Annotated in this window: 8 protein-coding genes and 1 tRNA gene; 8 read left to right on the top strand and 1 reads right to left on the bottom strand. The window is 68.6% G+C overall.

Annotation, left to right across the window (positions count from 1 at the left end; translation table 11 throughout):
- The first annotated feature begins 170 nt into the window (after nt 1-170).
- Entirely contained in the window at nt 171-1,565 is a 1,395-nt protein-coding gene (locus LTT66_RS12980) for a hypothetical protein (protein WP_233067172.1), read from the top strand.
- A 62-nt stretch (nt 1,566-1,627) separates the two neighbouring features.
- Here the strand turns inward: LTT66_RS12980 and LTT66_RS12975 are convergent.
- Nucleotides 1,628-1,710 (bottom strand) — tRNA-Leu (locus tag LTT66_RS12975).
- A gap of 225 nt (nt 1,711-1,935) precedes the next feature.
- Between LTT66_RS12975 and LTT66_RS12970 the strand changes: the two genes are divergently transcribed.
- The 7 genes from LTT66_RS12970 to pknB all read left to right on the top strand — a co-directional run bounded on the left by LTT66_RS12970 (nt 1,936) and on the right by pknB (nt 11,881).
- A complete protein-coding gene (locus tag LTT66_RS12970) occupies nt 1,936-3,327 on the top strand; it encodes a DUF3662 and FHA domain-containing protein (protein WP_195067076.1) in 1,392 nt (463 codons plus the stop codon).
- A 196-nt stretch (nt 3,328-3,523) separates the two neighbouring features.
- Nucleotides 3,524-3,991 (top strand): FHA domain-containing protein FhaB/FipA, encoded by a 468-nt coding sequence (locus LTT66_RS12965; protein WP_195101069.1) that lies wholly within the window; start codon nt 3,524-3,526, stop codon nt 3,989-3,991.
- Nucleotides 3,988-5,481, top strand: a complete 1,494-nt coding sequence (locus LTT66_RS12960) for a PP2C family protein-serine/threonine phosphatase (RefSeq protein WP_233067168.1) — start codon at nt 3,988-3,990, stop codon at nt 5,479-5,481. Before LTT66_RS12965 ends, LTT66_RS12960 begins: the two co-directional genes overlap by 4 nt.
- On the top strand, nt 5,481-6,965 hold the full coding sequence (locus tag LTT66_RS12955) for an FtsW/RodA/SpoVE family cell cycle protein (RefSeq protein WP_195067078.1): 1,485 nt from the start codon (nt 5,481-5,483) through the stop codon (nt 6,963-6,965). Before LTT66_RS12960 ends, LTT66_RS12955 begins: the two co-directional genes overlap by 1 nt.
- The gene (locus LTT66_RS12950) at nt 6,962-8,428 is read left to right on the top strand and encodes a peptidoglycan D,D-transpeptidase FtsI family protein (protein ID WP_233067165.1); all 1,467 of its coding nucleotides are present in this window, start codon (nt 6,962-6,964) and stop codon (nt 8,426-8,428) included. Before LTT66_RS12955 ends, LTT66_RS12950 begins: the two co-directional genes overlap by 4 nt.
- Before the next feature lie 37 nt (nt 8,429-8,465).
- A complete protein-coding gene (locus LTT66_RS12945; RefSeq protein ID WP_233067162.1) occupies nt 8,466-9,983 on the top strand; it encodes a protein kinase domain-containing protein in 1,518 nt (505 codons plus the stop codon).
- Nucleotides 9,980-11,881 carry a Stk1 family PASTA domain-containing Ser/Thr kinase gene (pknB, locus tag LTT66_RS12940; protein WP_233067159.1) on the top strand — a complete coding sequence of 634 codons (1,902 nt, stop codon included), beginning with the start codon at nt 9,980-9,982 and terminating at the stop codon, nt 11,879-11,881. The genes LTT66_RS12945 and pknB overlap by 4 nt, the downstream gene beginning before the upstream one ends.
- Nucleotides 11,882-11,915 lie beyond the last annotated feature (34 nt).

The following is an 11,915-nucleotide window of genomic DNA, read 5'->3' as shown; positions in this document are numbered from 1 at the left end:
AAATAAAGCTCGTTCGCGACACGCAGGTCGCGGGTTCGACCGATCTGCGCTGAGCACGTCGTGTCGTGCCCCGGCTATCTTCGACGTTCGCGTCGCCACCGCCGACGAGCACTGCTTACTCGGCGGTGGGCAAGCGAGACCAGTGGCGAGATATCGATATGGAGGACGACGTGGCGGATGAACCCGGTGGGCTGACCGTCGAACACCCGCTCGCTCGTGCGCTGGCGGCGCACGCGCCCACGGGGTGGACGCGGGTGGACGCAGCGTTCGCGGTCACGGTGGCGGGCGAGATCGCCCAGCTCGTATACACCGTCGGCGAGCAGGCGATGTCGGTGGACCCGCCGGAGTCGGCGCTTGCCCTCGTCCGGGAGCATCGTGCGATCGCGGCCGGCTCTGGTGCGGAACCGTGGTGGCGGATGGTGATCGCGATGACCAGCTCCGGCGGGATAGATGTCGCCTACGACTACGGCGACGAGCCCTTCCCGGACGGCCAGCTGTTCGTGCCGGAGGCATATCGCGCCGACCTGGAGGCGTACCCGCGCGGAAAGCTGCCGGTGTGGCTGGCCGCGTATATCGGACATGGGGACCGGCAGCGGCGTACTCCGCAGCAAGCCGCCGCGCAGGCTCGTAAAGACCGGGCCGAACAGGTGTGGGCGGTGCTGGCGGAGAACGAGTTCCCGCCGTTCCCGCAGATGTGGGCGCGATGGACGACGATCGCCGCGGCCTTCGTGGCGGCGAAGTCGGAATGGGGGCCGCGGATGCTGCCCTGGGTCGGGGTGTTCGAAGGCACCGCACGCGGCGGGTCGACCTTGCACGCGCTTCCGGCGGGGCGGGCCGTGCTCTCGGGTGGCGTGTGGAACGCACCCACCTTGGACGCTGTCTACAACGCGGGCGCACCGATGCCGGAGCTGTACGGCGGTGCACCGGACTGGGTCGCCGACCCGGTGTTGAATCCGCGGGCGGCCTCGGGGCTGCTGTCGTTCTGTTACTGGTGGGAGGCAGGGCGCTGGTACCGCGGGCAGTCGCCGCCCGCCCAGGAGTGCGCGCCCGCGGTGCCGGGCGTGTGGACGCGCGAGACGGCGATCAAGATCGTAGCGGGAACCCTTTCCGACCGCCTGGGCCAGGACACGCCCGAGGCGATCGGAGCTTTGTTGTCCGCCGCAGAGGCGGGGAGAGTGACGCGGGCGGCACTGGTCGCCGTCTTCGGTGATGACGGCCGTTTCGACATCGACGGCGCGCTCTATCAGTTCTCGGTGGCGGGGCTGCTGTCCACGGCGCCGGAGCCGATGCCCGCCGAGCAGGCGATCAGCCGGGTGCGCGACTACATCACCGGACGGCAGCTGGACACCACCGGTTACCCGCTGTCGAAGCTGACCGCCGACCGCTTCCGCTTCGGCTGGAAGGTGTACGTGCCCGCGCCCGAGAACGCGCAGGCAGCCGAACGAGCCGTCTTCTACATCGTCGACGACGGCGAGTTCGCGCCTTCGTCGTCGGCGGTGGATCAGGTGAGAGTCATCGCGGCCTTGGAGCAGCGCTTCATCGACCGCCACGGTCCGCAGAACTGACCGCAACGAAAACAGGAAAGCCGCGTATCAGAGGAACCTGATACGCGGCTTTCCGCAATGTGTGGGCGAAGGGGGACTTGAACCCCCACGTCCCGAAGGACACTGGCACCTGAAGCCAGCGCGTCTGCCATTCCGCCACTCGCCCGAGCGACTGGGAGACAGTATCACGGCCTCACGTCGGATACGAAATCGCCATTTCAGAGGCCTGACCGGGGGGCTGGACAGGCACGGGAACCCAGGGCTGTCGCCAAGAGTTACAGGTGTGGACGATCGTGGATATCATGCAATGAACGTGGTCGATCAACGACACGCCATACGCGTGTGTCGTTGTTACGAATCAGGAAGAAACGCTCACCGAAGGGAGGCCGAGATGGGCATCGTTTCGCGATTCGAGCGTCGTCTGCAAGGCGCCGTCGGTGACGTGTTCGCCAGAGTATTCGGCGGCAGTGTCGTACCACAGGAGGTGGAGGCGGCGCTGCAACGCGAGGCCGCCGATCATGTCCAAGACGTGGGCGGCGGGCATCTGCTGGCACCCAACAGCTATGTGATCACGATCAACTCTTCCGATCACCAGCAGTTGGATGCCGACCACGACCTCACCACCCGCGCGTTCGCCAAACATCTACAGGACTACATCCGCGAGCAAGGCTGGCAGACCTACGGCGAAGTACACGTGGCGTTCGAGGCATCACCTACGCTGCACACCGGACAGTTCAGGGCGAGTGGCCGCGTCGATCCCGACGTCGGACACAGAGCCAGCGCGGCTCGCGGCCCCGAATCACCGCCACAACGACCTGCAAACCCGCAACCAGGAGCTGGCCCCATGACGCAGAACTCAGGCTACGACCCGAGCCGTGAGCCCGCGGAGTCCGATCCACGCAACCGCGGGTACGCTCCACCGCCTGCCGGTCGCGGCGGTGCGCAGAACGGCGCGTACCGCGACGATTACGGCCGCGGCGGCGCGTACGGGGCGGATTACCAGGCGCCGGATGCGCAGCAGGGTTACGGCGACTACCAGAACGGCTACGACTACCAGCAGGGCGGCCAGGGCTACGGGCAGCAGGGCTACGCCGAGCCGGGCTACGGCCAGCCGGGCTATGGCGAAGCGGGCTACGGCCAGCAGAGCGGCTACGGCGACCGCGCTTACGGCCAGCAAGGCTACGGCGACTCGGGTTACGGCCAGCAGGGCTACGCCGAGCCGGGTTACGGCCAGCAAGGCTACGCCGAGCCGGGCTACGGCCAGCAGGGCTACGCCGAGCCGGGCTACGGCCAGCCAGGCTATGGCCAGCCCGGATACGGGCAGTCGGGCTACACCGATCCGAACTACGCGGATCAGAACTACCCCGAACAGGGTGGCTACGCCCAGGACGAGCCGGGCGGCTACGGCCAGGCTTATTCCCAGCAACCGGGCTACGGCGCCGCACAGGGCTACGCGGGCGGGCAAGGCTACGGCGCCGCGCCGCAGGCCGGTTCGGGCTATTCGGCGACCCTCCAGCTGGACGACGGCAGCGGCCGGACTTACCAGCTGCGGGAAGGCAGCAACATCATCGGCCGCGGCCAGGACGCGCACTTCCGGCTGCCCGACACGGGCGTCTCGCGCAGGCACATCGAGGTCCGCTGGGACGGGCAGACCGCGATGTTGTCCGACCTCGGCTCGACCAACGGCACCCTGGTGAACGGCTCCCCGGTGCAGGATTGGCAACTCGCCGACGGCGACGTCATCCGTGCCGGGCACTCCGAGATCCTGATCCGTATCGTCTGATCCCGTAAGCTCGCGGTGCAGGTCACGACATGGCTCTCGAGGGATTCGTCGGTCTTATCGTGATCGAAATCGACCGACGGCCCTATGATGCTGCCAACACACGCGCGGCGCCGACACCGGGGCCGGCAAGACCAGCAGGCTGGTGGGGGTGGTCGAACCGCACCTACGTACACGGTCGAACAGGAGGTGGAGCGCCGTGCAGGGACTCATCCTGCAATTGACCCGTGCGGGGTTCCTGCTGCTGTTGTGGTTGTTCGTGTGGGCTGTGCTGCGCACGTTGCGCAGCGACATCTACGCGGCATCCGGCATTCGGATTCAGCCCAGGGCCGCGCGCGGTTCCGCGGTGCTGCCATCCTTCAGCCGGGGCCAGAAGGGCGCCAAATTTCTTGTGGTGACTCAGGGTTCACTCGCCGGCACTCGCATCTCGCTCAGCACCCAACCGGTGCTGATCGGGCGTGCGGACGATTCCACGCTGGTACTCACCGATGATTACGCCTCGACCAGACATGCGCGACTGTCGCCGCGTGGTGACGACTGGTACGTGGAAGACCTCGGTTCGACGAACGGCACCTACCTCGATCGCGCGAAAGTCACCACCGCGGTCCGAGTTCCGCTCGGCACGCCCGTCCGTGTCGGCAAGACAGTGATCGAGCTGCGATCGTGACACTTGTTCTCCGCTACGCAGCGCGCAGCGACCGCGGTCTCGTCCGAGGCAACAACGAAGACTCCGTGTACGCGGGCGCACGACTGCTCGCGCTCGCCGACGGCATGGGCGGCCATGCCGCGGGAGAAGTCGCGTCCCAGTTGATGATCGCCGCGCTCGCCCATCTCGATGACGACGAACCCGGCGACGATCTGCTCGGCAAGCTCGACGCGGCGACCCGAGAAGGCAACGCCGCCATCGCCGATCAGGTCGAGGAGGAGCCCGAGCTCGACGGCATGGGCACCACGCTCACCGCAATCCTGTTCGCGGGCAAGAAACTCGGCCTCGTGCACATCGGCGACTCGCGCGCCTATCTGCTGCGCGGCGGCGAGCTCACCCAGATCACCCGGGACGACACGTTCGTCCAGTCGCTGGTCGATGAGGGCAGGATCACACCGGAGCAGGCGCACACGCATCCGCAGCGTTCGCTGATCATGCGCGCGCTCACCGGCAACGAGATCGAGCCGACGCTGATCATGCGCGAATCGCGCGCAGGCGACCGCTACCTGCTGTGCTCCGACGGTCTGTCCGACGTGGTCAGCGACGAGACCATCGCGAACACGATGCGTGAGGGCAGCACCGACGAGTGCGCCGACCGGCTCATCGAGCTGGCGCTGCGCAGCGGCGGTCCCGACAACGTGACCGTGGTGGTGGCCGACGTCATCGATCTGGACTACGGCCAGAGCCACCCGATCGTGGCGGGCGCCGCGTCCGGCGTCGACGAGGACAGCCCTCCGCCGAACACCGCCGCGGGCCGGGCCTCTGCCCTGCGTCCGCCGCGCGCCGCGCCGCGCCGGGCCGCCGCGGCGCCCGAGCCGCCCGCGAAGAAGTCGCACCGGCTGCGCTGGATCGTGCTCGCGCTGGCGCTCGTCGTCGCGGTCTGCGTGGGGCTCGTCGTCGGCTACAAGATGATCCGCAGCAACTACTACGTCGGCGCCGACGACGGTTCGGTCGTCGTGCTGCGCGGGCTGCCCGGGTCGATCCTCGGCTACTCCATCCACGACGTGAACCTGGTCGGGTGCGTGACCCGCAACGGTGAGCTGACCCTGACCGAGCCGGGCCAGGACGTGCCGTCCTCGTGCAAGCCGCTGAAGGTCAGTGACCTGAAGCAGACCGGCCGCGATCAGGTGGACAAAGGGTTGCCGCCGGGTTCGCTGGACAAAGCCAGAGACTCGATGACCTACCTCGCCCAGCGCGAACTGCTGCCGCCGTGCCCGGTCAAGGAAGCGGCGCCGCAGCCCGGGGTCGTCCCGTCCGCCGAGCCCCCACCGCCCGGGCCCAACGGCGCCGCGCCCCCACCGGCCACCGGTGCGCCCGCACCGGCGCCGGAGCAGGGTGATGCCAGGGGCACCGAAATCAAGACGCCGACGAAGTCGGAGGCTCCTGCCACGCCGTCGAGCACATCGCCGACCCCCCAGATCACGGGGGAGAGCTGCCGGGTGACGGACTGATGTCCGCGCCGGCACCGCCGTCGGCTGGAGCTTTTCCCAGTCCCCCGGGCGGCTTCGCTCCCGCGCCACCGCCGAGCACCCGACGAAACGTCGAACTGTTGCTGCTCGCGGCCGCGGCGGTGATCACCACCGTGTCCCTCTTCTTGGTCGAGGCCAGTCAGGAACAGTCGATCACCTGGGACATCGCCAAGTACGGTCTGGCCTACCTGGCGTTGTTCGCGATCGCGCACCTGGCCGTGCGGCGGTTCGCCCCGTTCGCCGATCCGCTGCTGCTGCCCATCGTCGCGCTGCTCAACGGCCTCGGCCTGGTGCTCATCCACCGGCTCGATCTGGCCGACCAGCAGACCGCCGCCTACAACTCGTGGTCGACCCCCTCCCCCGACGCCACCCAGCAGATCCTGTGGACCGCGCTGGGCACGCTGGTGTTCATCACGCTGCTGATCGCCCTGCGCGACTACCGCACGCTGGCCCGCTACAGCTACACCCTCGGCCTGATCGGCCTTGTCGCGCTGGCCATCCCCGCTCTGCTGCCCAGCGCTTTCTCCGAGACCAACGGCGCGAAGATCTGGATCCGGCTGCCCGGCTTCAGCGTCCAGCCGGGCGAGTTCGCGAAGATCCTGCTGATCATCTTCTTCGCCTCGGTGCTGGTCGCCAAGCGCGAACTGTTCACCGCCGCCGGACGGCACGTGCTCGGCATGGAGTTCCCGCGCGGCCGCGACCTCGGCCCGATCCTGGCCGTCTGGATCGTCTGCATCGGCGTGCTGGTGTTCGAGAAGGATCTCGGCACCTCGCTGCTGATCTTCAGCACCGTGCTGGTGATGCTCTACATCGCCACCGAACGGGTCGGCTGGCTGGTCATCGGCGGCGGACTGCTAGCCCTCGGATTCCTGTTCGCCTACCGGCTGTTCGGCCACGTGCGGGTCCGGGTGGAGACCTGGCTGCACCCGTTCGACGACTACAACAACACCGGCTATCAGATCTCCCAGTCGCTGTTCGGCCTGGCCACCGGCGGACTTGCCGGGACCGGCCTGGGCAGCGGCAGGCCCAACCAGGTGCCGTTCGCCAAGACCGACTTCATCGTCACCACCATCGGCGAGGAACTCGGGCTGATCGGGCTCACCGCGGTGCTGGTGCTGTTCCTGGTATTCGTGGTGCGTGGGTTGCGCACCGCCCTCGCGGTGCGCGACAGCTTCGGCAAGCTGCTCGCGGCCGGCCTGTCGTTCACCATCGCGATCCAGCTGTTCGTCGTGGTCGGCGGTGTGACCAAGCTGATTCCGCTGACCGGCCTCACCACCCCGTTCATGTCCTACGGTGGGTCCTCGCTGTTGGCGAACTACGCGTTGCTGGCTTTGCTGATCAAGATCTCCGATGCCGCCCGAGCGCCCGCCCCGGTGCGTAAGAAGGAGCCGGCGCCGCTCGCCGACGCGCAGACCGAACTGCTGCGCCGCGACGCGGGACGACCGGAAGCGGGGCCCCTGACATGAACACTCCACTACGCCGGGTCGCCGTCGCGGTGATGGTGATGGTCGTCGCGCTGCTGGCGAACGCCACGTACGTGCAGGTGATCAAGGCCGACGACCTGCGCACCGACCCACGCAACTCCCGCGTGCTGCTGGACGAGTACTCCCGCCAGCGCGGGCAGATCTCCGCCGGCGGCACCGTGCTGGCCAGCTCGATCGCGACCGACGACCGCTACAAGTACCTGCGCACCTACCCGACCGAGCCGGAGGCGTACGCGCCCGCGACCGGTTTCTACTCGATGCAGTACGGCAGCACCGGGTTGGAGCGCGCCGAGGATTCGGTGCTCAACGGCTCCGACAGTCAGTTGTTCGGCAGCCGCCTCGTCGACCTGATCTCCGGCCGGGATCCGCGCGGCGGCAACGTGCTCACCACGCTCGACCCGGTGATGCAGCAGGTCGCCTACGACCAGCTGACCAGCAAGGACTACACCGGCTCGGTGGTGGCGATCGAGCCGAGCACCGGCAAGATCCTCACCATGGTGTCCACGCCGAGCTACGACCCGAACCGGTTGTCGGGGCACGACGGCGCACGCGGCACCCAGGCGTGGGAAACCCTGAGTGCGGATCCGCGCCATCCCATGTTGAATCGCGCCATCTCCCAGACCTACCCGCCCGGGTCCACGTTCAAGGTCGTGGTCACCGCCGCCGCGCTGGCCAACGGCCTCGCGACTCCCGACGACCAGTTCACCGCCGCGCCGAACTTCACGCCGCCCGGCACCAGCGTCCCGATGGAGAACTACAACGGCTCCACGTGCGGTCCGAACCCGACCGCTTCGTTGTTCGAGGCGTTCCGGCGCTCGTGCAACACCGCGTTCGCCGAGCTCGGGCTCAAGGTGGGCTCCGCGCGGCTCAAGGACGAAGCGGCCGCGTTCGGTGTCGGCCCGCACCGCGGGATCCCGATGCCGGTGGCGGAGAGCACCGTCGGACCGATCGCCGACGAGGCCGCGCTGGCCCAGAGCAGCATCGGGCAGCGCGACGTCGCGTTGACCCCTCTGCAGAACGCGGTCGTCGCCGCGACCATCGCCAACGGCGGCGTCCGCATGGAGCCCTACCTGGTCGATCAATTGCAGGGCCCGGACCTGAGCGAGCTGACCAAGACCAAGCCGGTCTCGGTCGGCCAGGCCGTCAGCGCCGAGGTAGCGTCGACTCTGACCAACCTGATGATCGCGTCGGAGAGCAACACCGCCGGAGGTGGCCAGACCCCTTATCAGATCGCGTCCAAGACCGGCACCGCGGAGCACGGGTCCAACCCCCGCAGCACGCCGCCGCATGCTTGGTATATCGCGTTCGCCCCCGCGCAGAACCCGAAGATCGCCATCGCGGTGATCGTGGAGAACGGCGGGGACCGGGCGCTTGCCGCGACCGGTGGCTCGGTGGCCGCGCCGGTGGCTCGCGCGGTCCTGAACGCCGGTCTTCGAGGGGGCTGAACGATATGGATGTGCGAGTGAAGGTACGGGGACCTCGATGCTGAACAACGGTGCGATGATCGCCGACCGGTACCGGCTGCAGCGGTTGATCGCGACCGGCGGCATGGGCCAGGTCTGGGAAGCGTTGGACACCCGGCTCGACCGCAGGGTCGCGGTCAAGGTGCTGAAGTCGGAGTTCTCGGCCGACCCGACGTTCCGGCATCGATTCCGCACCGAGGCGAAGACCACCGCCCAGCTGAATCACCCCGGCATCGCGGGGATCTACGACTACGGCGAGACCATCGACCCGCAGGGCAGCGAGATCGCCTACCTGGTCATGGAGTTCGTGCAGGGCGAGCCGCTGAACACCGTGCTCAACCGGCTCGGCAGGCTGTCGGTGGCGCAAGGCCTCGACCTGCTCGAGCAGACCGGGCGCGCGCTGGAGGTGGCGCATCGCGCGGGCGTCGTGCACCGCGACGTGAAACCGGGCAACATCCTGGTCACGCCGACCGGACAGGTGAAGATCACCGACTTCGGCATCGCCAAAGCGGTGGACGCCTCCCCGGTGACCAAGACCGGCATGGTGATGGGCACCGCCCAGTACATCGCCCCGGAACAGGCGGTGGGCGAGGACGCCACCGCGGCCAGCGACGTCTACTCGCTCGCGGTGGTCGGTTACGAGGTGCTGGCCGGACAGCGGCCGTTCACCGGCGACGGTGCGATCACCGTCGCGATGAAGCACGTTCGCGAGACTCCGCCCCCGATGCCGGCCGATCTTCCCGGCAACGTGCGCGAACTGATCGAGATCACGATGGAGAAGGACCCCGCGCGCCGCTACGCCAGCGGTGGCGAGTTCGCCGACGCGGTCGCCGCGGTGCGCGCGGGTCGTCGTCCGCCGTCGCCGAGCAATGCCCACCCCGCCGCGCCCCTCACCGGCGCCACGCGGGTGCTCCCACCCGGCCCGACCGCCGTGATCCCCTCCACGCCAAGCGACTTCGACGGTGCGACGGTGCGTTATTCGACGCCCGCGGCAGGTTCGGTGGGCGCGGCGAACCGCGCGGGCACGGTCGCCGCTCCGGCCACCGTGCTGAGCCGGGGCGCGGCGGGCGATCAGCCGCCGGGTGACGGTAAGCGTTTCACCTCGACACAGAAATGGTTGGCGGGTCTGGGCGTCGGCGCCGTACTGCTCGGCGCGCTCACGATCTTCCTGCTGTTCGGTGGGGACACCAACCCGGATTCGACGCCGTCGCCCACCACGACGATCGCGCCGACCCCCAAGCCCGTCCCGCCGGTGGCCAGCACCACCACCGCCAAGCCCGCACCTCCGCCGGTGGACACCGAGACCTACGAACCGCCCACCACCGAGCCGAAGACCACGACACCGGAGCCGACGACGACCACCCCGCCGCCCACCACCACGGCACCGAGCACGACGAAGCCGACGACCACCGCGCCCAGCACCACCACCCGGCCGCGCGTTCCGACTCTCGACCTACCATTCCCCGAGATTCCCGGTGCCCGTGGGCCTTCGGCCACCCGCAGCGGACCCGCTACTTCTTCGCAAGGATTGCCATGACGACCCCGAAGAACCTCTCGTCTCGCTACGAGCTTGGCGAGATCATCGGGTTCGGCGGTATGTCCGAGGTGCACAAGGCGCGCGATATCCGGCTGAGCCGGGACGTGGCGATCAAAGTGCTGCGGGCGGACCTGGCCCGTGACCCCACCTTCTATCTCCGGTTCAAGCGCGAAGCACAGAACGCCGCCGCGCTCAACCATCCGGCCATCGTCGCGGTCTACGACACCGGCGAGGCCGAGGTGGACGGCGGCCCGCTGCCGTACATCGTGATGGAGTACGTGGACGGCGACACGCTGCGCGACATCGTGCGCGGCAAGGGACCGCTGCCGCCGCGCCGCGCGATGGAGGTCGTCGCGGACGTCTGCGCCGCCTTGGATTTCAGCCACAAGGCCGGGATCGTGCACCGCGATATGAAGCCCGCGAACATCATGATCAACCGGGCGGGCGCGGTGAAGGTGATGGACTTCGGCATCGCGCGCGCGATCGCCGACAGCTCCAACCCGATGACGCAGACCGCGGCGGTGATCGGCACCGCCCAGTACCTATCGCCGGAACAGGCGCGCGGCGAGACGGTGGACGCCCGCTCGGACGTCTACTCAGTCGGCTGTGTGCTGTTCGAAATCCTCACCGGCGAGCCGCCTTTCACGGGTGACTCGCCGGTCGCCGTCGCATACCAGCACGTCCGGGAAGACCCGCGGCTGCCCTCCCACGTGCACCCAGGGGTACCGCGCGAGCTGGACTCGGTGGTGCTCAAGGCGATGAGCAAGAACCCGGCCAACCGGTATCAGACCGCCGCCGAGATGCGCGCGGACCTGATCCGGGTGCTCGGCGGCCAGAAGCCCATCGCGCCGATGGTGATGACCGACGAGGACCGCACCACCATCATGGGCGCGGACGAACCCGCGCCCCGCACCTACCGCACCGTCGAGCGCGAAGACGACACCGCCGAGCAGGATCCGGCCGAGCCGAACCCCCGGCGCCGGACCGCCTACATCGCGCTGGGCGCCGTCGCGGCCGTCGCCGTGGTGTTCGCGCTGTTCTGGGTCCTGCTCGGGCCGGGAAGCCGACCGGACCAGGTCGCCGTTCCCGACCTGTCCAACAAGTCCTCGCAGCAGGCGCAGGACGCGTTGCAGAAGCTCGGCTTCACAGTGGCGATCCAGCAGAAACCCGACAGCAAGGTCGCCACGGGCAACGTGATCGCGACCCAGCCCCTCGGCGGCTCACGGATCGACGAGGGCAGCACGGTCACCGTCCAGGTGTCCTCCGGGCCCGCCCAGGTCCAGGTGCCGAAGCTCACGGGACTGACCCAGGAGCAGGCCGAGCAGGTGTTGAACTCCAAGGGCCTGCGGATCAATCCGAACGTCGAGCGCAAACCGTCGAGCACCGCCGAGAAGGACCAGGTGATCGAGCAGAACCCGTCGCCGGGTTCGAAGGTCGACGTCGACTGGGAAGTCGTGGTCACGATCGGCACCGGCCCGGAGGCGGTTCGCGTTCCTTACGTCGTCGGCCAGATGATCGATGTGGCGCAGCCCAACGTCGAGGGCAACGGCTTCAAGGTGGTCGTCCAAGAGGTGCAATCCGCCAAGCCCAAGGGCGAAGTGGTCGCTTCCAGTCCGGCGGGCGGCAGCAACGCGGAGAAAGGCTCCACGGTCACCATCCAGGTGTCCGCGGGTGATCTGAAGATGCCGTCGCTGCTCGGTCTCACCGTTTCGCAGGCGGTGGAGAAGCTGCGCGCGGAAGGGTGGACCGGTAGCACCAGCCAGATCAGCCAGTCGCCGCAGGGCACCTTCGACGCGGGCAATGTCGGCCGCATCCTCAGCCAGCAACCGTCCGCGGGCAGTTCGATCCAGAAGAACAGCGCCATCCTGGTCGGTGTGGGGGTGCTGGGCCCGCCGTGACCGGCCGCGTAGCCGGTATCGAGAAAACGAGACC

The organism is Nocardia gipuzkoensis (genome assembly GCF_021183645.1).
Classification (GTDB): domain Bacteria; phylum Actinomycetota; class Actinomycetes; order Mycobacteriales; family Mycobacteriaceae; genus Nocardia; species Nocardia abscessus.
The sequence above is the reverse complement of the archived record's forward strand: the minus strand, read 5'-3'. Positions and strand labels throughout refer to the sequence as shown.

What these genes read in the sequence shown, in the direction of transcription:
- pknB (WP_233067159.1), top strand. Translation starts at nt 9,980, where the DNA reads ATGACGACCCCGAAGAACCTCTCGTCTCGCTACGAGCTTGGCGAGATC.
- LTT66_RS12950 (WP_233067165.1), top strand. Translation starts at nt 6,962, where the DNA reads ATGAACACTCCACTACGCCGGGTCGCCGTCGCGGTGATGGTGATGGTC.
- LTT66_RS12970 (WP_195067076.1), top strand. Translation starts at nt 1,936, where the DNA reads ATGGGCATCGTTTCGCGATTCGAGCGTCGTCTGCAAGGCGCCGTCGGT.
- LTT66_RS12945 (WP_233067162.1), top strand. Translation starts at nt 8,466, where the DNA reads ATGCTGAACAACGGTGCGATGATCGCCGACCGGTACCGGCTGCAGCGG.
- LTT66_RS12955 (WP_195067078.1), top strand. Translation starts at nt 5,481, where the DNA reads ATGTCCGCGCCGGCACCGCCGTCGGCTGGAGCTTTTCCCAGTCCCCCG.